The sequence below is a fragment of the Streptococcus sp. Marseille-Q7087 genome (assembly GCF_965111935.1).
This window is the reverse complement of the sequence record NZ_CBCOPJ010000001.1, coordinates 1,389,779-1,409,486: the sequence shown is the minus strand read 5'-3', so window position 1 is coordinate 1,409,486 and position 19,708 is coordinate 1,389,779. Positions and strand designations below refer to the sequence as shown.

Here is a 19,708-nt window from a genome sequence, read left to right as displayed (position 1 = left end):
GATGATTGACATTCATTCACATATAGTTTTTGATGTTGATGATGGACCGAAAAGTATAGAAGATAGTCGAGCGTTGTTAAAAGAAGCTTATGCACAAGGGGCTCGGACAATTGTTTCAACTTCTCATCGACGAAAGGGAATGTTTGAGACACCAGAAGATAAAATTGCTACTAATTTTAAGATGGTTCAGGAACTAGCCAAGGAGATAGCTCCTGACTTAACAGTTTTATATGGTGCTGAGATATATTTTACTAGTGACGTTCTAGATAAATTAGAAAATCATATCATACCGAAACTGAATGATACACGCTATGCCTTGATTGAGTTTAGTATGAATACATCTTATCGAGAGATTCATAGTGCCTTGTCAAAAGTTCTCATGTTAGGTGTGACACCTGTGATTGCTCATATTGAGCGCTACCACGCTTTAGAAAATGATGAGAAAAAAGTAAGAGAACTTATCAATATGGGATGCTACACACAAATTAACAGCTCTAGTATTCTGAAACCAAAACTATTTGGGGATACTTATAAGTTTATGAAAAAACGTGCTCGCTATTTTTTAGATAGAGATTTAGTTCATGTTGTGGCAAGTGATATGCATAACTTGGATAATAGACGACCTCATATGAAAGAAGCTTATGATTTAGTAAGTAGAAAATATGGCAAAGGAAAAGCTCAAGAGCTTTTTGAAATAAATCCTTTAAAAATTATAAAAGATGAAATTATATAGGAGAAACAATGAAACAACAAGATAAAATCGAAATCGATGTAGTGCAAATGCTTAAAGTTTTATGGAAACGTAAATTAATAATAGCATTGGTAGCAATTGTTACAGGTGCGGTTGCTTTTGGGTATAGTTCGTTTGTAGTTAAACCTCAATTTACAAGTACGACACGTATTTATGTGGTAAATCGTAATCAAGGTGATAAGCCTGGTCTAACCAATCAAGATTTGCAAGCTGGCTCATACTTGGTAAAAGACTACCGAGAAATTATTCTTTCTCAAGATGTATTAGAAAAAGTAGTAGCTGAACAAGGGTTGAGTTTTGATGCAAAATCCCTCGCTAAAAAAGTTCAAGTAACGGTTCCAGCAGATACTCGTATAGTGTCAATTTCAGTAAGAGATGGGAATCCTGAAGAAGCTAGTCGAATAGCAAATGCTCTTAGAGAAGTAGCTGCTCAAAAAATCATCTCTGTAACGAAAGTATCTGATGTAACTACATTGGAGGAAGCTCGTCCTGCCCTATCACCATCTTCTCCAAATATTCGTCGCAATACAATCTTTGGTGTTGGTGCAGGAGCAAGTATTGTCATTCTATTAGCTCTATTGGTCGAAATATTGGATGACCGTGTGAAACGTCCAGAAGATATTGAAGAAGTAATGCATATTTCGCTTTTGGGAGTTATTCCAAATTTAGAGAAATTAAAGTAAGGGAGAAAATATGGCAAAGTTAGAATTATCAGAAAAACGCCAAGCATTCGTAAAAAAAGCAGAAGAATATTATAATGCTTTGCGTACTAATATACAATTGAGTGGAGATAAGTTGAAGGTTATTGCTATTTCTTCGGTTAGACCTGGAGAAGGAAAATCAACGACTTCAACTAATATTGCATGGGCTTTTGCGCGTGCTGGTTATAAAACGCTCCTAATTGATGCCGATATTCGAAATTCTGTTATGTCTGGTGTCTTCATTTCGAGAGAAAAAATCACTGGTTTAACAGATTACTTGTCTGGGACAAAGGACTTATCTCAGGGGTTGTGTGAAACAAATGTAGAAAATCTATTTGTTGTTCAATCTGGAGCTATTTCTCCGAATCCAACGGCACTTCTTCAAAGTGAGAAATTTGAAGTCATGATAGAAACACTACGCAAGTATTTTGATTATATCATTGTAGATACAGCTCCTATAGGAGTAGTTATCGATGCTGCAATTATTGCGCAAAAATGCGATGCTTCTATTTTAGTGACAGAGGCTTCTGCAACTAAACGTAGAGAAGTTCAAAAAGCTAAGACCCAATTAGAACAAACTGGAACACCATTCCTTGGTGTAATTCTGAATAAGTTCAATATTCATCTTGAAAAATATGGTACATATGGTACATATGGTGGTTATGGGAACTATGGTTCTTATGGTAAAAAATAAGTTTAGGGAGTAAAATATGGAAGGAAGGGGTTTCTATAACGTAACTCTAGCGTTTTTGCAGAGTATACTTGTTAGTGTATTAGCTTATATACTTATTTCTGTAACAGAAACAGAAATTGTTGCAAAAACTGTTTTTGTCCTTTATTTTCTTCACTTTGCTGCCTTCTACATCAGTGGATATGGAAAGGATTTCTTCAAGCGAAGTCAATCGGTCGAATTGTTAGAGATAGTAAAATACATTATCTTTTTTGCCTTGTTAATTAGTTTCTCTAGTTTCTTCTTGAAAGATCAATTTGTAATCTCTAGAAGAGGAATGGTTTACTTCCTTTCATTATATGGAATTTTCAACTACATTCTCAGCTTTGTTATAAAAAAATATTGGGTACAATTTAACCATAATTTAAAAGGGAGTCGTAAAATTCTTTTAATAACTGCAACAACACGTACTGAGAAAGTAATTGACCGCCTCTTGACTGCTAATGATGTTTCTGGAAAGCTTGTAGCAGTGAGTGTTTTGGATGATCCAAGTTTTAAACACGATAAAGTTACGATTGTTCCGCGTGAACATCTCATTCATTATGCAACTCACGAAGTAGTGGATGAGGTTTTCGTAAATTTACCAAGTGAGGATTATGATATTGGTAGCATTATTTCTCAATTTGAAACGATGGGGATTGATGTAACTGTTAATCTAAATGCCTTTGATAAGAATTTAGGTAGAAACAAACAAATCCATGAGATGGCTGGATTAAATGTAGTAACTTTTTCTACAAATCTCTACAAACCAAGCCACATAGTTGCCAAACGAATGATTGATATTTTAGGAGCAATTGTTGGACTGATCATCTGTGGATTGGTAAGTATAGTCCTTGTTCCAATGATTCGAAAAGATGGTGGACCAGCAATCTTCTCTCAAACCCGAGTCGGTAAAAATGGTCGCTATTTCACATTTTATAAATTCCGTTCCATGAGGGTAGATGCAGAAGAAATCAAGCAGCAATTGATGGATCAGAATACCATGCAAGGTGGTATGTTTAAAATGGATAATGATCCTCGAGTTACAGAAATTGGTCGTTTTATACGTAAAACTAGTATTGACGAGTTACCCCAGTTTTGGAATGTACTGATTGGGGACATGAGCCTAGTTGGAACTCGTCCTCCAACAGTGGATGAGTATGAAAAGTATACTCCTGAGCAGAAACGTCGATTGAGTTTTAAACCAGGCATTACTGGGCTATGGCAAATTAGTGGTCGAAGTGGAATTACCAATTTTGACGATGTTGTCAAACTAGATGTAGCTTATATCGATGATTGGACAATTTGGAAAGATTTCGAAATTTTATTAAAAACAATAAAAGTAGTGCTGATGAGAGATGGAGCAAAATGATTCTATGAATAAAGTGAGAGAAATTCAATTAGGAGAGTTAACTCTTTTAGAAAGTTATATCGATCTTTGTAAAAGACATGATTTGCGTTATTACGCCTTGGGTGGGACATTACTCGGTGCCATTCGTCATAAAGGATTTATCCCATGGGATGACGATATGGATTTAGGAATGCCTAGAAAAGATTATGAAAAATTCTTGTCAATCTGTGAGAAAGAGCTTCCTGAAAGTGTTATTTTAAGACTTCACGACGATAATCTAGGTAATACTTCTATTATGGATACTTCAATCCAAATTCAATTTGGCAATGAATGGTGTAGTCCCTTTATTGATATCTTTCCCTTAGATGGTTACCCAGAAGACGGAATTCATTACTGGGTGCATACAAATAAAATAAAGTTCTATCGTGCCTTGTCTAAAATTTCTGTCATCGATCGCATACATGAGAGAGATAGAGGTTCATTCGAAAATGCGATTGTAAAAGTTTCAAAAACTTTGAAATTAAATAAACTTTTAAACACTTCAAAAATTAATAAAAAATTGCAAAGTATCATCAAACAATATGATTACGAGACTAGTACTATGGTCGGAAATGTCTTGGGTTCCTACCGAGAACGTGAACTCGCAAGAAAAGAAGTGTTCGGGGAACCGCAATTACTAGAATTTGAAAATTTACAAATAAGTTGTCATGCAAATCCCGATGAATATTTGACAAAAATATACGGTGATTACATGCAACTGCCAAAAGAAGCTGAGCGTAAGGGTCATTTTGAGTCTACGTGGGGAGATTAAATTGAATAGTTTTAATTTAATGGGGGTCAGAATTGACCCCTTAACAATGGACGAAACTGTCCAAGCTGTTGAAAAATTTGTTCTTGAGCAACGGCCACTCCATCTAATGGGGGTGAACGCAGACAAAATTAATCAATGTCAAACAGATGAATCTATTAAAAAGATAGTGAACGCTTCTGAGATTATTAATGCAGATGGAGCTTCAGTTGTTCTTGCTTCCCGCTTTTTGGGTTATCAAGTTCCTGAGAGAGTTGCTGGGATTGATTTGATGCAAAGATTGCTCTTGTTGGCCAATGAAAAGTCTTATTCGGTTTATTTTTTTGGTGCCAAGGAAGAAGTTTTAATAGACATGCTAGAAATCTTTAAGAAAGACTATCCAAATTTACGAGTCCTTGGATATCGTAATGGTTATTTTTCTGAAGAAGATGAGTACGGTATTCAAGAAGATATCCGAGAGAAAAATCCTGATTTTGTTTTTGTTGGGATTACCTCTCCCAAGAAAGAATACATCATTCAAAAATTTATGGATCAAGGTGTTAATTCTGTCTTTATGGGAGTGGGAGGAAGCTTTGATGTCCTTTCAGGACATATCAAGCGGGCACCTATATGGATGCAAAAGGCCAATCTGGAATGGTTGTTCCGTGTGGCCAATGAACCAAAACGCCTATTTAAGCGCTATTTTGTAGGAAATGCCACTTTTATTAAGAGAGTAGTACATGAAAAACGGAAAGCAAAAAAATAATATTCTGCACATTTCGCGGACTATGGATATCGGTGGGGCAGAACGCATTGTCTATCAGTTGGCGACAGACCTCAAGGATGAATTTGATCAGGTACATGTCGCGTCTACTGGTGGACTATGGGAAGATAAACTAGCAGAGAATGGGATTCAACACCATCGGATTCTAGACGTCGATAGCAAACAGCCAGCTACTGTGCTCAAGATTCTTGCTAGTCTCTCCAAAATCATCAAAGAAAACGAGATCATTCTTGTCCACACCCATCACCGGATGGCTGCTTTCTATATTCGTTTGTTGCAGATGCGCCATCCAAAATTGATCCATGTCTACACAGCCCATAATGTCTTTAAAGATAAACTGCCTCTATATGGATTTGCTTTAAAAAATGCTAAAAGTGTGGCAGTGGGAGAAGCAGTAAATAAAAACCTAAAAGAAGATGTAGGTATTACTGATAGCAGGGTTATTTATAATGGAGTTGTTTTAAAGGAAACGGATGACCAAGTCGATGAGATTATCAGTTATGGTGGGATTAAACTTGGTTGTGTTGCCAGGTTATCTGAACAAAAAGGCTTGACTTATCTTCTTGATGCTATTTCCTTACTGACTATTAAGGATATTCGATTATTTATCGTTGGTGATGGTGAGCTTAGAAATGAACTTGAGAATAAGGTTAAAGAGCTACATCTTCAAGATTCGGTAACTTTTTTAGGATATCGTAAGGATATTGTGGAATGTATCAATAGTTTTGATTTTTGTGTTTTACCTTCAGTATTTGAAGGATTTGGCTTAGTTGCCATTGAGGCATTTATGAATAGTAAAACCTTAGTTGCGACGGATATACCGGGATTAAACGAAGTTGTAACAAATAAAAATGGGATTCTAGTTCCGGCAAAAGACCCTGCTGCTCTGGCATCTGCTATTGATAAATTAGCTATGGATGCAACATTAAGACAGGAGCTTGCTAGCCAAGCAAAGAAAGACTATGAAAATAAATTTAGTTATCCTTTATTCTTGGAGAACTATAGGGAACTGTATAGAGAACTAAAGGGAGAATCAAAATGAAAAAAGTCATGTTGGTTTTTGGGACGCGCCCAGAGGCAATCAAAATGTGTCCTTTAGTAAATGAGTTGAAAAAAAATGACTCGATTAAGACACTTGTCTGCGTGACTGGACAACATAAGGAGATGCTTGAGCAAGTTTTGGATGTCTTTAAAGTCGTTCCTGATTATGATTTGGGGATTATGAAGGCGAATCAAACCCTATTTTCAATTACGACCAGTATTCTAGACAAAATTCAAGCGGTGCTTGAACAAGAAAAACCAGATATTGTACTTGTTCACGGAGATACGACGACAACTTTCGCAACGGCCTTGGCAGCCTTTTACATGGGAATAAAAGTTGGACACGTGGAAGCAGGTTTAAGAACCTACAATCTTCAAAGTCCATTCCCTGAGGAGTTCAACCGTCAGACTACTTCTATTATTGCAGATTATCATTTTGCTCCGACAGAAGTTGCAAAGGAAAATCTTCTAAAAGAGGGAAGAGGGAATATTTTTGTAACAGGGAATACCGTTATTGATGCCTTAAAGACAACTGTTCAGGATGATTATAATCACCCAATTTTAGAGTGGGCTAAGGATAGTAAGTTGATTATGTTGACAGCTCACAGACGTGAAAATCTTGGGCAACCAATGAAAAATATGTTTAATGCTGTTAATCGTATTTTAAATGAATTTGAAGATGTAAAAGTTGTTTACCCAATTCATAAAAATCCTAAAGTTCGTGAATTGGCAAGTAAAGTCTTTGGGGATAATGAACGCATGAAAATCATTGAACCTTTAGAAGTTATTGATTTCCATAATTTCATGAACCAAAGCTACATGATTTTGACAGATTCTGGTGGAGTTCAAGAAGAAGCTCCATCATTAGGGAAACCAGTTTTAGTCATGCGTGATACCACAGAACGTCCTGAAGGGATTGCGGCAGGAACTTTGAAATTGGTAGGAATAGAAGAAGAAAATATTTATAGGAATTTTAAGCTTCTTTTGGAAAATGAAGAGGAATACAACAAGATGAGTAAGGCAAGCAATCCTTATGGGAATGGAACAGCTTGTCAACAGATTGTAGAAGTTATCATGAAGGGATTAGTATAATGGGGAAAGTTTCGATTGTTGTTCCAGTATACAACGTTGAAGATTATTTGAAATATTGTGTTGATAGCTTAATTAATCAATCGTACAAGGATATTGAGATTATTTTGGTAGATGATGGCTCTACTGATGATTCTGGAAAAATATGTGATAAGTATGCCCAAGAAGATGACCGTATTAGAGTCTTGCATATTGAGAATGGAGGCCTTTCTAATGCTCGAAATACGGGTGTAAAGTTTGCTTCTGCTGAGTGGATAATTTTCATTGATTCTGATGATTACTATGATCGTAGAACTGTTGAGTATTTAGTGCAACTTCAAAAGAAGTATGATGTTGATCTTGTTGCAACTTCCGTCATCGAAGTTAGGGACTTCCAAAGTGAGGATTTTTTAGGTTCATTAACTAACATAGATTCTTTGAAATTAGATCGCTATACAGCTTTGAAAGAGATGTTTTATGGAAATATAGTTGGAACTCATCCAGGGGGAAAACTATACAAAAAAGAAATATTGATGAAGTTTCCTTTTCCAGAGGGTATGATCTATGAAGATTTGGCTGTCTCTTTTGAGCATATCGGAGCATGCAATGAAATTGCCGTAGGATGCATCAATTTATACAAATATTATAGAAGACCTGGAAGTATTGTCAATTCTTCTTATAGTGATAAATTTTTAGACTTCTATAAGGCTATAGAGATGAATAGAGAATTTGTTCAGAGAGATTATCCTAATGATAAGGAAATGAAGAAAGCACTTACTGTACGTTATGTCTTTAAGGGGTTACATGTAGTACATGCTATGCTTAGTTCAAAGATGTATTCGGATGTCAATAAAATCAGAAAAGAATACACTAGTTACTTCAACGATATTATTCCTAATCCAAATATAACAGGAAAAAATAAAGTGAAATACCTGATGCTTTTGGTTTCTCCAAAACTGTATGAAAAAATTAGAGAGAAGATGGGTTAGGTAAGAATGAAGGTTTTAAAAAATTATGCATATAATCTTTCTTACCAGCTTTTAGTCATAATTCTTCCTATTATAACAACACCTTATGTAACTAGGGTATTTAGTTCAACTGATTTAGGTACTTATGGTTATTTCAATTCAATTGTTACCTACTTTATTTTATTGGCGACATTGGGAGTGGCCAATTATGGTACAAAAGAAATTTCAGGCCATCGTAAAGATATCCGAAAAAACTTTTGGGGCATATACACCTTGCAGTTTGGTGCGACCATTCTGTCGATATGCTTATACATTCTCTTATGTCTGTCCTTGTCATTTATGCAAAATCCCGTTGCATATATTTTGGGCTTGAGTCTGGTATCTAAAGGGATGGATATCTCCTGGTTATTTCAAGGGTTAGAGGATTTTCGCAAGATAACAGTTAGAAATATTACTGTTAAACTGGTCGGTGTCATTTCAATCTTCTTATTTGTAAAATCAGCAAATGATTTATATCTTTATGTGTTTTTGCTAACAATATTTGAATTATTGGGGCAGTTTAGTATGTGGTTGCCAGCTAGAGAATTTATCGGGAAACCACATTTTGATTGGTCCTATGCTAAACAACACTTGAAACCAGTTGTTCTCTTGTTTTTGCCGCAAATAGCTATTTCGCTATATGTTACTTTGGATCGTACTATGCTAGGGGCATTAGCCTCAACTAAAGACGTCGGAATTTATGACCAAGCCTTAAAATTGGTCAATATTTTGCTTACACTAGTGACTTCGTTAGGAAGCGTAATGCTTCCTCGTGTTGCCAATCTCCTATCAACTGGAGATCACAAGGCTGTAAATAAAATGCATCAGATGTCTTTCTTAATATACAATTTAGTCATTTTTCCTATAATAGCAGGAATGTTAATTGTTAATGATGATTTCGTGCAATTTTTCTTAGGACAGGATTTCCAAGATGCTAAATATGCGATAGCAATTATGATTTTTAGAATGTTCTTTATTGGCTGGACAAATATTATGGGTATTCAAATCTTGATTCCACATAATAAAAATAAAGAATTTATGATTTCGACAACTATTCCAGCTATTGTGAGTGTCGGATTAAATTTAATATTACTACCTAAATTAGGTTATATCGGAGCAGCGATTGTTTCTGTATTAACAGAAGCCTTGGTATGGGCAATTCAACTGTATTTTACAAGAAATTATTTAAAAGAAGTGCCTATTCTTGCTTCGACTTTTAAAATTATAGGAGCATCAGCTCTCATGTACGGTGGACTATTCGTAGTGAAAACTACAGTGAATTTTACACCTGTTATAAATGTTATGGTATTTGCTGCAATAGGAGCGATACTTTACATTTCTCAAATACTATTCTTAAAAGTAATTAATCCAAGAGAGTTAAAACAGCAGTTATCGAATAAGTGAAATTATATGGAATAAATAAGAAATTTCAGTAGCTTATAGTCTTGTTGTAAAAAACTCTTGTTTAGATTAAATTCGCTTTGGTTGATTAAATAGTTAGGAAAGGGAGGATAGAAGAGTATAAGTGAACTAGAAGATTAAAGATATAATATTTTTTCTCATACGATTCAATATTTCTTTTTCTTAGAATTCACCCTGTATGATTCTTTTTCAAAAAATATGATAAAAATTAAATTTGAAAACCTACTAGTCAGCATTGTTGTATCTGTAGTGGTATTTTTTAATACCATATCAACTACGATGCTGGATAGGACTTTTTTTCAAGTTAAAGTAAATTTCCTATTTTTAGTTGTATTGCTTTTAGGGCTTCGTTTTTTGTATAAAATGCGTGTCTCATACAAATATCTAATACTTTCTATTCTATTGTTGCTTTCGGGGGTTTTAGTGTATGTTCAAACGAATAGGCTTAGTTTTCTAGTCTATTCGATGCTGCTAGTCCTCTTGGTTAATGTAGATATGAAAGTAGTTTTGAGGAACTATGTAATTGTAGCGGGCATCCTAGTCGTTGGGGTTTTTCTTTTATCACTTGTTGGCATGGTTCCTAATCTACAATATAATCGTGCGGGTGTTATTCGAAATTCGTTTGGGTTTATTTATCCTACGGACTTTGCATCACATTGCTTTTATCTATTTTTAGCAATTTCCTATCTTCTAAAAGATAAATTTATATGGACTAGATCGCTGTTTGGTGTCTTGCTATCAGCTTTCATTATAAAATACTGTGATGCACGTTTAAATGCTTTGTCAATCTTGTTAGCGACAGTTATTTTCATTTATTTTTATTATAGTAATGGGAAAAAACTAAAGATATTTGCCTTACTTCCATATTCGGCTGTTGTATTTGCATCAGTTGTTACCTATTTATCCTATAAGTTTTCATGGTCTAATCCATTTTTAGTATCGATTAATAAATTGATTACTGGGAGGCTGGCTCTAGGTAGAAATGCATTTGATACGTTTGGGGTTCATTTATTTGGAACAAGAAATGTTCAATTTATCGGGTCGGGTGGAAAGACAGAATCTGTAATAGGTTATAACTATGTAGATTCCTCCTATGTACAGATGTTGTTTACATATGGAATAGTACCTGTGGTACTATTACTAATAATTTATGTTGTCGCCTCAAGGAAACAGTATAAGGAGGGGCAATATTTATTAGTTGCAATTCTATCATTGATTGCTTTTAACTGTATGATTGAAGCCTTTTGGTTTGTTCCTACATATAATATATTCATGTTTTTACTATTTACAACAAATACCTTTAGCGAAAAAGAATCAAATGATAGTGTTACATTAAATATAACCTAGCTTCAGCATTAATTTTTAGGTGGGTTTGATAGACGATATGTAGCCTTTTAGGGTAATGTTGACTCCGAGTCGGCATTGATAAGAAATTGTAGAATTCATTAACGGAGTTTTAAAATGTATGACTATTTAATTGTTGGTGCAGGTTTGTCTGGGGCAATCTTCGCACACGAAGCAACGAAACGCGGTAAAAAAGTAAAAGTGATTGACAAGCGTGATCACATCGGTGGTAATATCTACTGTGAAAATATTGAAGGGATCAACGTTCACAAGTACGGTGCCCACATTTTCCATACGTCCAACAAAAAAGTTTGGGACTATGTCAACCAGTTTGCTGAGTTTAACAACTATATCAACTCACCAATAGCCAACTACAAGGGCAGTCTTTACAACCTTCCTTTTAACATGAATACATTTTATGCTATGTGGGGAACCAAGACTCCTCAAGAAGTTAAGGATAAGATTGCTGAGCAAACAGCTGATATGAAAGACGCTGAGCCTAAGAACTTGGAAGAACAAGCCATCAAGTTGATCGGCCCAGATATCTACGAAAAGTTGATTAAGGGCTATACTGAAAAACAATGGGGCCGTTCTGCTACAGATCTTCCACCATTTATCATCAAACGTCTACCAGTTCGTTTGACCTTTGATAACAACTACTTTAATGATCGTTACCAAGGGATTCCGATCGGTGGTTACAACGTCATCATTGAAAATATGTTGGGCGATGTAGAAGTGGAACTTGGAGTTGACTTTTTTGCCAATCGTGAAGAGCTGGAAACTTCAGCTGATAAGATTGTCTTTACAGGGATGATTGATCAGTACTTTGATTACAAGCATGGGGAGTTGGAGTATCGCAGTCTTCGTTTTGAACACGAGGTCTTGGATGAGGAAAACCATCAAGGGAATGCGGTTGTCAACTATACAGAGCGTGAGATTCCTTATACTCGGATCATTGAGCACAAGCACTTTGAGTATGGTACACAACCTAAGACAGTTATCACCCGTGAATACCCGGCTGATTGGAAACGTGGAGATGAACCATACTACCCAATCAACGATGAAAAGAACAATGCCATGTTTGCCAAGTACCAGGAAGAAGCCGCCAAAAATGACAAGGTTATCTTCTGTGGACGTTTGGCAGACTATAAATACTACGACATGCACGTGATCATTGAGCGTGCTTTGGAAGTTGTAGCAAATGAGTTTGATTGAAAGAAACAATAATCTATGAAATACTACTTAAAAGAAGAATTCCTGCATGATGTCAACGCAAAGAACGCGGGAAATAAAGCGCGCAATGACGTAGAAAGTATTGTGAAAGAAGAAGGCTATCACCCCTTGGTCTTGTCCGTCGACAATTGGTATCAAATGAGTACCCTTGCGGCTCAACGCCATAAGGCAAAGGCTTTTGGACAAGCCTTGGATCAACTAAAGCAAGGAGATGAGTTGTTGATCCAGTTTCCCATGCTCCACCATAGCTTTTTCTCCACCCATTTGGTTAAAAAAGCGCAAAAAAGAGGGATTAAAGTCTATCTTTTGATTCATGACCTAGAAGTGCTCCGCCATGCCAACATGACTTCACTGCCTTTAAAACACAGAATTCGGATGTACCTCCAAGAAGCAAGTTTTCTCAAAGCAGCTGATGGAATCATCGCCCACAACCCGGTTATGAAATCTGTTTTGGTGGATAAAGGAATTGCGGAAGATAAGATTGTTAGTCTTGGCATTTTTGACTATTTGATTCCTAATTTCCAAGAGAAGATCGTTCAAACAAAAGACCAGCCGATGATTGTGGCAGGTAATCTAGCACAAGAAAAAGCTGGTTACTTGTATAAATTGCCGGCAAATCCTGCCTATAACCTCTATGGTGTTGGTTTTGATGAAAGTAGAGCTTTAGAGAATGAAACTTACTTTGGTTCTTTTCTGCCTGACGAGCTTCCTGTAGCCCTTGAGGGTGGATTTGGACTCGTATGGGATGGGGATAGTGCTGAAACCTGTAGTGGTGTCTTTGGCGAGTACCTTCGCTACAACAACTCTCACAAGGCATCCCTTTACTTGGCATCTGGATTCCCGCTTGTAGTGTGGAAGCAGTCAGCTCTCTCTCATTTTGTTCTAGTGAAAGAGTGTGGTATCGCAGTCGAGTCACTACATGACTTGCCGCAAGTAATAGAGGAGTTAACTTTAGATGACTACCAGACTCTATTAGAAAACACCAAGCGTGTAGGAAAAGAGATTCGAGAAGGATATTATTTACGTACTGCATTAAAACAGTTGAAAATGTAAAAGAAGTTAGGTCTCCTGGCTTCTTTTTTTAAAGTATAGAAATTTTGACTGGTGGACTAGGATTCCGAACTGATTGAATAAATAGTTTATGGCATTTTTTATATAAAAAAATATAGAAAACTTTGAAAACCATTCTGTTTTCAAATATTTTTACTAAATTTTCAGGTTAATTCAATAAAAATTATATAGAAAATTAAAAATAACAATTTGTAAAATAATATTAAACTAAATTTAATGAAAAACCTTCGATAAAATCATAAAAAATTAAGCACCAAACTAATTTTTATGATATAATATTCAGTGAATAGCTATGCCTTCTTGTAGCTGTTAAAAAATCAAAGTGTGAAACTTGGAAGATAGAGAGGACGCAATGTAATGACTAGAAATGGTTTCTTTACAGGCTTAGATATTGGAACGAGCTCAATTAAAGTATTAGTTGCTGAGCTTGTAGATGGTGAAGTAAATGTAATCGGTGTTAGTAACGCCAAAAGTAAAGGTGTCAAGGATGGAATTATCGTTGACATCGAAGCCGCTGCGACGGCTATCAAATCTGCTATTTCTCAAGCAGAAGAAAAAGCAGGGATTTCAATCAAGTCTGTAAACGTTGGACTTCCAGCGAACTTGTTGCAGGTTGAACCAACTCAAGGAATGATTCCTGTAACGTCAGACACAAAAGAAATTACAGATCAAGATGTTGAAAATGTTGTTAAATCAGCTTTGACAAAGAGCATGACGCCAGATCGCGAAGTAATCACTTTTGTGCCGGAAGAATTTGTGGTTGACGGTTTCCAAGGTATTCGTGATCCTCGTGGTATGATGGGTGTTCGTTTGGAGATGCGTGGGCTACTCTACACTGGTCCAAGAACTATTCTTCACAACCTTCGTAAGACAGTAGAACGTGTTGGAGTTCAAGTTGATAACGTGATTATTTCACCACTTGCTATTGTTCAATCTGTTCTGAATGAAGGTGAACGTGAATTTGGAGCGACTGTTATCGATATGGGTGGTGGTCAAACAAGTGTTGCAACTATCCGTAACCAAGAACTTCAATACACAAATGTTTACCAAGAAGGTGGCGATTACGTTACAAAAGACATTTCAAAAGTTCTTAAAACTTCTAAGAAGATCGCAGAAGGCTTGAAACTTAACTACGGTGAAGCTTACCCGCAACTTGCAAGCAAAGAGACTTTCCAAGTTGAAGTTATTGGGGAAGTAGAACCTGTTGAGGTTACTGAAGAGTACTTGTCTCAAATCATTTCAGCTAGATTGAAACACATCTTCGAACAAATCAAACAAGATTTGGAAAGAAGACATTTGCTAGACTTGCCAGGCGGTATTGCTCTGATTGGTGGAAATGCTATTCTACCAGGTGTTGTTGAGCTTGCCCAAGAAGTGCTTGGAGTGCGTGTGAAACTTTACGTACCAAACCAAGTAGGTATCCGCAATCCAGCATTTGCCCATGTGATTAGTCTGTCTGAATACGCTGGAAGTCTTACAGAAGTTAATGTTTTGGCTCAACGAGCTATCAGAGGAGATCAAGTCTTGCGTCAACAACCAATTGACTTCAGAACTCCAAGTCAGGAAAAACCTGCAACTTCTCAACGTTCAGTATTTGGAACAACTTCAACTGAATCAGCTGAATCAACTTATTCGACTGAATCAACAACTCCAAATCAATCAGAAGAAAAGCCGAAATTGACTGAACGATTCCGTAGTTTAATCGGAAGCATGTTTGATGAATAGGATAGAGGAATAAAATATGACATTTTCATTTGATACAGCAGCAGCACAAGGTGCAGTAATTAAAGTAATTGGTGTCGGTGGTGGCGGAGGGAACGCCATTAACCGCATGGTTGACGAAGGCGTTTCAGGTGTTGAGTTCATCGCAGCCAACACAGATGTACAAGCTTTGAGCAGTACAAAAGCTGAAACAGTTATCCAGCTTGGCCCTAAATTAACTCGTGGACTTGGTGCTGGAGGACAACCTGAAGTTGGTCGCAAGGCTGCTGAAGAAAGCGAAGAAGTAATCACTGAAGCAATCAGTGGTGCAGATATGGTCTTCATTACTGCTGGTATGGGTGGTGGTTCTGGTACAGGTGCTGCACCAGTTATCGCTCGTATCGCTAAAGGTTTAGGCGCTTTGACTGTTGGTGTGGTAACACGTCCATTCGGTTTTGAAGGAAGTAAACGTGGTCAATTCGCAGTTGAAGGTATTAACGAACTTCGCGAACATGTTGATACTCTTTTGATTATCTCAAACAACAATTTGTTAGAAATCGTTGATAAGAAAACTCCACTTCTTGAAGCTTTGTCTGAAGCAGATAACGTTCTTCGCCAAGGTGTTCAAGGGATTACAGATTTGATTACAAATCCTGGTTTGATCAACTTGGACTTCGCAGACGTGAAGACAGTAATGGCAAACAAAGGAAATGCCCTCATGGGTATCGGTATCGGTAGCGGAGAAGAACGTGTTATTGAAGCGGCTCGTAAAGCTATCTACTCACCACTCCTTGAAACAACAATCGATGGAGCAGAAGATGTCATCGTTAACGTAACAGGTGGTTTGGATATGACCTTGATTGAGGCTGAAGAAGCTTCAGAAATCGTCAATCAAGCTGCTGGTCATGGTGTAAACATCTGGCTTGGTACTTCTATTGATGAATCAATGAAAGATGAAATTCGTGTAACTGTTGTTGCAACTGGAGTTCGTCAAGATGCAGTTGAAAAAGTGGTAGCACCACAAGCAAGACAAGCATCATTCCGTGAGTCAGCAAGAACTGGGCACACTCACACTTACGACCGTCACTTTGATTTGGCTGAAACAGCTGAACTTCCAACTCCTTCTCAACGCCATACTGAAGCACCTAAAGCATCAGCATTTGGTGATTGGGACTTGAGACGTGATTCAATCGTTCGTCAAGGTGAATCAGTCGTATCACCAGTTGAGCGTTTCGAAGCTCCATCTTCTGATGAAGATGAGTTAGAAACACCACCATTCTTTAAAAACCGTTAATAGAGATGGATTTAAAAGAAAATACAAATCAGGTATTTCAACAGGTTACAAAAGCAATTCAAGAAACCGGCCGTGAAGACGGTTCGGTTTCTGTAATTGCCGTAACAAAATATGTTGATATTGCAACTGCAGCAAATTTGATTGACCAAGGAGTCAAACACATTGGTGAAAACCGTGTCGACAAATTTCTTGAGAAGTATCATGCTTTAAGTGATAAAGATGTTACTTGGCACTTGATTGGTAGCTTACAAAGAAGAAAAGTCAAGGATATCATTCCTTATGTTGATTATTTTCACGCTTTAGATTCTTTGAAATTAGCTCAAGAAATTCAAAAACGTGCCAATCGTACGGTTAAATGTTTTTTGCAGGTCAATATTTCTGGAGAGGAAAGCAAGCATGGTTTTTCAAAAGAAGAACTATTGACAGTCTTGCCAGACTTGTCTAGCTTGGATAAAATCGAGTATGTTGGTCTCATGACCATGGCTCCCTTTGAAGCCCAAACAGAAGAGTTGCAAAAAATCTTTAAAGAAACGCAAGAGTTGCAACAATACATTCGTGAACAACAACTCCCCAATATGCCAATGACAGAATTAAGTATGGGAATGAGTCGTGACTATAAAGAAGCGATTCAGTGTGGCTCGACTTTTGTTCGAATTGGTACAGCTTTTTTTAATAGGAAATAATCATGTCATTAAAAGATAAATTTGATAAATTTATAGATTACTTTACAGAAGATGGAGATGAAGTTGCTTCAGATGTTGTAGCTGCACGTTCTGAACGTCCACTAGCTTCAGTTCCTCCAAAGAGAGAATTACCACAGCAAGCTGCTGCTCAAGAATCTTCTCCAGTTGAAGCAAAAGAAAAGAACATTACAAAACTTCATGCTCGTCAGCAACAACTAGCAATTGAAAGTCATCGTAGCACTGAAAAAGTTACTATCGATGTTCGTTACCCACGTCGTTACGAAGATGCAACAGATATTGTTGATTTGTTAGCTGGTAACGAGAGTATTTTGATTGACTTCCAATATATGACAGAAGTTCAGGCTCGTCGTTGTTTGGATTACTTGGATGGAGCACGTCATGTCCTTGCTGGGGAGTTGAGAAAAGTCGCACATACAATGTATCTTTTGACACCAGTTGGTGTTGTGGTTAACATTGAAGATATCCGTTTGCCAGAGGAAACTCAAGGCGAAGAGTACGACTTTGACATGAAGAGAAATAGAGTACGTTAATGTTTCTAATAATTCGTTTTATCCAAAATGCTACAGATATCTATTCGATGATACTTGTAGCTTTTGCTCTATTATCATGGTTTCCAAATGCTTATAACACCCAGTTGGGTAAGTTTTTAGAGATTTTGTGTAAACCTATTCTTGAACCTCTGAAACGTCTACCTCTTCAAATTGCAGGTTTGGATTTCTCCGTTTGGATAGCTCTAATTCTCATCCGTGCAATCAGTCGCTATCTTATCAATTTGCTGGTTATGTTATGAGTACAGAACTTTACCAACATTTCGCAACAGAAGATATTCCATTCATTGACAAGGGGCTAGAATGGATAAGGCAGGTAGAAGAACATTACGCACCAATCTTAACTCCTTTTATAAACCCTCACCAAGTTTTTATCTTGGAGACACTGGGAAATAATAAGGGAGTCAAGACGTTTACTAGTACCAGTTTTGTTCCTACAGAGTATGCAAGGGTGATACTTGCGCCGGATTATTTTACGCCAACCTTGGAAGATTTTGAAATGACCTTGCTTGAGATTGAGTATCCCAGCAAGTTTCAACAGCTGACCCATTCAAAAATTTTGGGTACGGTTCTTAATCGACTAGGTATTGACCGCAAGTTATTTGGAGACATTCTGGTAACAGAACAGAAAGCTCAAATTGTTGTGGATCAAAGATTTACTACACTTTTTCAGGATGGGATTCAAAAAATTTCCAAGTTGCCTGTAAGATTAGTGGAACGTCCTTTTTCAGATATAATAGAGTCAAAAATCGAATATCAAGAAAGGGAAATCCTAGTTTCAAGTTTACGTTTGGATACCTTCTTATCAAGTATATTGAAATTATCTCGTTCACAAACTTCAGCTCTAGTTGAAAAAAAGTTAGTTCAGGTCAATTATCATATAGTTGAAAAATCAGACTATCAAGTTAAAGTTGGGGATTTGATAAGTGTCAGACGCTTTGGCCGAATCATCTTGCTCAAAGAAAACGGTCAAACGAAGAAAGATAAGAAAAAATTAGCAGTTCAGCTACTATTAAGCAAGTGAGAAAAAATGTTGATTACACCAAAAGATATTGTAGATAAAGCTTTCTCAACAAAATTCCGAGGCTACGATAAGGAAGAAGTTGATGAATTTTTAGATAAGATTTATATTAACTACGAAGAATTAGTCCGTAACAAGGATGAGACAGAACGGTATATTAAAAGATTAGAAGAACATCTTTCCTATTATACGAATGATATTCCTAAGAGAACCGTGTCAAACGAGCAAGAGCAAGAACCAGAAGCAATGAATGATTCTATTTTTTATTAAGTAAGTGAGGAAAAATATGCCAATTACATCGTTAGAAATTAAGGATAAAACCTTTGGTGTTCAATTTAGAGGTTTTAATCGTGAAGAAGTTGATGAATTTTTAGATATTGTAGTTCGTGACTATGAAGATTTGGTTCGTAGTAATCATGAAAAAGAGCAACATATTAAAAACTTAGAAGAGCGTCTATCTTATTTTGACGAAATCAAAGATTCGTTGAGTCAGTCAGTTTTGATTGCCCAAGACACAGCTGAACGTGTAAAACAAGCTGCGAATGACCGTTCTAATAACATCATTAAGCAGGCTGAGCAAGATGCTCAACGTTTACTTGATGAAGCTAAGTATAAAGCCAATGAAATTTTGCGACAAGCTACAGATAATGCTAAAAAAGTTGCTGTGGAAACTGAAGAGTTGAAGAACAAGAGTCGCGTCTTCCACCAACGTTTGAAATCAACAATCGAAAGTCAGTTGGCTATTGTTGATTCATCAGATTGGGAAGAAATTTTGCGTCCGACTGCAACATATTTGCAAACTAGTGACGAAGCTTTCAAGGAGGTTGTCCAAGAGGTTCTAGGTGAAGATGTATCGTCATACCATGAAGAAGAGCCGATTGACATGACTCGTCAATTCTCTCCAGAAGAAGTTGCAGAACTTCAAGCACGTATTGAAGCAGCTAACAAAGAATTGTTGGAAGCAGAGCCAGTTGCTGAAGAGCCAACTGAAACTGAAGTTGAAGTTCAGCCAGTTGCTGAAACTCCTGTTGAACCATCGCATGAGGAAGGAGCTCAAGACGATGCTAACACTCAACAAGAGTCAGTTCTAATTTTATAAGATTATAATAGAGAACAAGAATTTATCAAATATATTTCTAGCGAGTAGGAGATGGTGGAAGTCCTACAATCC

General features: G+C 36.8%; 21 protein-coding genes, 1 pseudogene and 1 other annotated feature (1 of these 23 only partly in view). All 22 genes and pseudogenes read left to right on the top strand.

The window, feature by feature from the left end:
• Nucleotide 1: 1 nt before the first annotated feature.
• The 22 genes and pseudogenes from cps4B (at nucleotide 2) to ACWPVF_RS07290 (ending at nucleotide 19,636) form a co-directional block, all read left to right on the top strand.
• Nucleotides 2-733 carry a capsular polysaccharide biosynthesis protein Cps4B gene (gene cps4B / locus ACWPVF_RS07395; RefSeq protein WP_454385450.1) on the top strand — a complete coding sequence of 244 codons (732 nt, stop codon included), beginning with the start codon at nucleotides 2-4 and terminating at the stop codon, nucleotides 731-733.
• Nucleotides 734-741: 8 nt separating this feature from the next.
• Nucleotides 742-1,434, top strand: a complete 693-nt coding sequence (locus tag ACWPVF_RS07390; RefSeq protein ID WP_045613585.1) for a CspC family polysaccharide chain length determinant protein — start codon at nucleotides 742-744, stop codon at nucleotides 1,432-1,434.
• Between the two features lie 10 nt (nucleotides 1,435-1,444).
• Nucleotides 1,445-2,146 carry a tyrosine-protein kinase gene (locus ACWPVF_RS07385; RefSeq protein ID WP_045613587.1) on the top strand — a complete coding sequence of 234 codons (702 nt, stop codon included), beginning with the start codon at nucleotides 1,445-1,447 and terminating at the stop codon, nucleotides 2,144-2,146.
• Between the two features lie 16 nt (nucleotides 2,147-2,162).
• Nucleotides 2,163-3,533 carry a sugar transferase gene (locus ACWPVF_RS07380; RefSeq protein WP_045613589.1) on the top strand — a complete coding sequence of 457 codons (1,371 nt, stop codon included), beginning with the start codon at nucleotides 2,163-2,165 and terminating at the stop codon, nucleotides 3,531-3,533.
• A 4-nt stretch (nucleotides 3,534-3,537) separates the two neighbouring features.
• Nucleotides 3,538-4,323 carry a LicD family protein gene (locus tag ACWPVF_RS07375; protein WP_045613591.1) on the top strand — a complete coding sequence of 262 codons (786 nt, stop codon included), beginning with the start codon at nucleotides 3,538-3,540 and terminating at the stop codon, nucleotides 4,321-4,323.
• Between the two features lie 19 nt (nucleotides 4,324-4,342).
• Nucleotides 4,343-5,065, top strand: a complete 723-nt coding sequence (locus tag ACWPVF_RS07370; protein WP_045613593.1) for a WecB/TagA/CpsF family glycosyltransferase — start codon at nucleotides 4,343-4,345, stop codon at nucleotides 5,063-5,065.
• Entirely contained in the window at nucleotides 5,040-6,125 is a 1,086-nt protein-coding gene (locus ACWPVF_RS07365) for a glycosyltransferase family 4 protein (protein WP_269798263.1), read from the top strand. The genes ACWPVF_RS07370 and ACWPVF_RS07365 overlap by 26 nt, the downstream gene beginning before the upstream one ends.
• Nucleotides 6,122-7,216 (top strand): non-hydrolyzing UDP-N-acetylglucosamine 2-epimerase, encoded by a 1,095-nt coding sequence (gene wecB, locus ACWPVF_RS07360; RefSeq protein WP_269798262.1) that lies wholly within the window; start codon nucleotides 6,122-6,124, stop codon nucleotides 7,214-7,216. Before ACWPVF_RS07365 ends, wecB begins: the two co-directional genes overlap by 4 nt.
• Complete coding sequence (locus ACWPVF_RS07355; RefSeq protein WP_269798261.1) at nucleotides 7,216-8,181, top strand: glycosyltransferase family 2 protein; 966 nt, start codon at nucleotides 7,216-7,218, stop codon at nucleotides 8,179-8,181. Before wecB ends, ACWPVF_RS07355 begins: the two co-directional genes overlap by 1 nt.
• A 6-nt stretch (nucleotides 8,182-8,187) precedes the next feature.
• Complete coding sequence (locus ACWPVF_RS07350; RefSeq protein ID WP_454385445.1) at nucleotides 8,188-9,603, top strand: flippase; 1,416 nt, start codon at nucleotides 8,188-8,190, stop codon at nucleotides 9,601-9,603.
• Between the two features lie 216 nt (nucleotides 9,604-9,819).
• Nucleotides 9,820-10,968: a polysaccharide polymerase gene (locus ACWPVF_RS07345; protein ID WP_454385443.1), complete on the top strand. Its 1,149-nt coding sequence runs from the start codon at nucleotides 9,820-9,822 to the stop codon at nucleotides 10,966-10,968.
• A gap of 114 nt (nucleotides 10,969-11,082) precedes the next feature.
• Nucleotides 11,083-12,180, top strand: a complete 1,098-nt coding sequence (gene glf / locus ACWPVF_RS07340) for a UDP-galactopyranose mutase (RefSeq protein WP_414307938.1) — start codon at nucleotides 11,083-11,085, stop codon at nucleotides 12,178-12,180.
• A 15-nt stretch (nucleotides 12,181-12,195) separates the two neighbouring features.
• Nucleotides 12,196-13,251: a sugar transferase gene (locus ACWPVF_RS07335; RefSeq protein ID WP_045613609.1), complete on the top strand. Its 1,056-nt coding sequence runs from the start codon at nucleotides 12,196-12,198 to the stop codon at nucleotides 13,249-13,251.
• Nucleotides 13,252-13,626: 375 nt separating this feature from the next.
• Nucleotides 13,627-14,818, top strand: a pseudogene (gene ftsA / locus ACWPVF_RS07330) (cell division protein FtsA); the annotation flags it as partial.
• Complete coding sequence (locus ACWPVF_RS07325) at nucleotides 14,794-14,994, top strand: cell division protein FtsA C-terminal domain-containing protein (protein WP_414308116.1); 201 nt, start codon at nucleotides 14,794-14,796, stop codon at nucleotides 14,992-14,994. The pseudogene ftsA and the gene ACWPVF_RS07325, both read left to right, overlap by 25 nt.
• Nucleotides 14,995-15,010: 16 nt before the next feature.
• Nucleotides 15,011-16,264 carry a cell division protein FtsZ gene (ftsZ, locus tag ACWPVF_RS07320; RefSeq protein ID WP_454385440.1) on the top strand — a complete coding sequence of 418 codons (1,254 nt, stop codon included), beginning with the start codon at nucleotides 15,011-15,013 and terminating at the stop codon, nucleotides 16,262-16,264.
• 5 nt (nucleotides 16,265-16,269) lie between these two features.
• On the top strand, nucleotides 16,270-16,947 hold the full coding sequence (locus ACWPVF_RS07315; RefSeq protein ID WP_045613616.1) for a YggS family pyridoxal phosphate-dependent enzyme: 678 nt from the start codon (nucleotides 16,270-16,272) through the stop codon (nucleotides 16,945-16,947).
• A 2-nt stretch (nucleotides 16,948-16,949) separates the two neighbouring features.
• Nucleotides 16,950-17,498, top strand: a complete 549-nt coding sequence (locus tag ACWPVF_RS07310; RefSeq protein WP_045613617.1) for a cell division protein SepF — start codon at nucleotides 16,950-16,952, stop codon at nucleotides 17,496-17,498.
• Complete coding sequence (locus ACWPVF_RS07305) at nucleotides 17,498-17,758, top strand: YggT family protein (RefSeq protein ID WP_045613619.1); 261 nt, start codon at nucleotides 17,498-17,500, stop codon at nucleotides 17,756-17,758. The genes ACWPVF_RS07310 and ACWPVF_RS07305 overlap by 1 nt, the downstream gene beginning before the upstream one ends.
• Nucleotides 17,755-18,540 carry a YlmH family RNA-binding protein gene (locus ACWPVF_RS07300; RefSeq protein ID WP_045613621.1) on the top strand — a complete coding sequence of 262 codons (786 nt, stop codon included), beginning with the start codon at nucleotides 17,755-17,757 and terminating at the stop codon, nucleotides 18,538-18,540. The genes ACWPVF_RS07305 and ACWPVF_RS07300 overlap by 4 nt, the downstream gene beginning before the upstream one ends.
• A 6-nt stretch (nucleotides 18,541-18,546) precedes the next feature.
• Nucleotides 18,547-18,807, top strand: coding sequence for a DivIVA domain-containing protein (locus ACWPVF_RS07295; RefSeq protein ID WP_045613622.1), 261 nt, complete (start codon nucleotides 18,547-18,549; stop codon nucleotides 18,805-18,807).
• Nucleotides 18,808-18,823: 16 nt separating this feature from the next.
• Nucleotides 18,824-19,636 (top strand): DivIVA domain-containing protein, encoded by an 813-nt coding sequence (locus ACWPVF_RS07290; protein WP_454385436.1) that lies wholly within the window; start codon nucleotides 18,824-18,826, stop codon nucleotides 19,634-19,636.
• Nucleotides 19,632-19,708, top strand: a binding site (T-box leader); it runs 136 nt beyond the window's last position. Its footprint overlaps the gene before it by 5 nt.

Coding starts and splice junctions, on each gene's coding strand:
- cps4B (WP_454385450.1), top strand. CDS start 2: ATGATTGACATTCATTCACATATAGTTTTTGATGTTGATGATGGACCG.
- ACWPVF_RS07390 (WP_045613585.1), top strand. CDS start 742: ATGAAACAACAAGATAAAATCGAAATCGATGTAGTGCAAATGCTTAAA.
- ACWPVF_RS07385 (WP_045613587.1), top strand. CDS start 1,445: ATGGCAAAGTTAGAATTATCAGAAAAACGCCAAGCATTCGTAAAAAAA.
- ACWPVF_RS07380 (WP_045613589.1), top strand. CDS start 2,163: ATGGAAGGAAGGGGTTTCTATAACGTAACTCTAGCGTTTTTGCAGAGT.
- ACWPVF_RS07375 (WP_045613591.1), top strand. CDS start 3,538: ATGAATAAAGTGAGAGAAATTCAATTAGGAGAGTTAACTCTTTTAGAA.
- ACWPVF_RS07370 (WP_045613593.1), top strand. CDS start 4,343: ATGGGGGTCAGAATTGACCCCTTAACAATGGACGAAACTGTCCAAGCT.
- ACWPVF_RS07365 (WP_269798263.1), top strand. CDS start 5,040: ATGAAAAACGGAAAGCAAAAAAATAATATTCTGCACATTTCGCGGACT.
- wecB (WP_269798262.1), top strand. CDS start 6,122: ATGAAAAAAGTCATGTTGGTTTTTGGGACGCGCCCAGAGGCAATCAAA.
- ACWPVF_RS07355 (WP_269798261.1), top strand. CDS start 7,216: ATGGGGAAAGTTTCGATTGTTGTTCCAGTATACAACGTTGAAGATTAT.
- ACWPVF_RS07350 (WP_454385445.1), top strand. CDS start 8,188: ATGAAGGTTTTAAAAAATTATGCATATAATCTTTCTTACCAGCTTTTA.
- ACWPVF_RS07345 (WP_454385443.1), top strand. CDS start 9,820: ATGATAAAAATTAAATTTGAAAACCTACTAGTCAGCATTGTTGTATCT.
- glf (WP_414307938.1), top strand. CDS start 11,083: ATGTATGACTATTTAATTGTTGGTGCAGGTTTGTCTGGGGCAATCTTC.
- ACWPVF_RS07335 (WP_045613609.1), top strand. CDS start 12,196: ATGAAATACTACTTAAAAGAAGAATTCCTGCATGATGTCAACGCAAAG.
- ftsZ (WP_454385440.1), top strand. CDS start 15,011: ATGACATTTTCATTTGATACAGCAGCAGCACAAGGTGCAGTAATTAAA.
- ACWPVF_RS07315 (WP_045613616.1), top strand. CDS start 16,270: ATGGATTTAAAAGAAAATACAAATCAGGTATTTCAACAGGTTACAAAA.
- ACWPVF_RS07310 (WP_045613617.1), top strand. CDS start 16,950: ATGTCATTAAAAGATAAATTTGATAAATTTATAGATTACTTTACAGAA.
- ACWPVF_RS07305 (WP_045613619.1), top strand. CDS start 17,498: ATGTTTCTAATAATTCGTTTTATCCAAAATGCTACAGATATCTATTCG.
- ACWPVF_RS07300 (WP_045613621.1), top strand. CDS start 17,755: ATGAGTACAGAACTTTACCAACATTTCGCAACAGAAGATATTCCATTC.
- ACWPVF_RS07295 (WP_045613622.1), top strand. CDS start 18,547: ATGTTGATTACACCAAAAGATATTGTAGATAAAGCTTTCTCAACAAAA.
- ACWPVF_RS07290 (WP_454385436.1), top strand. CDS start 18,824: ATGCCAATTACATCGTTAGAAATTAAGGATAAAACCTTTGGTGTTCAA.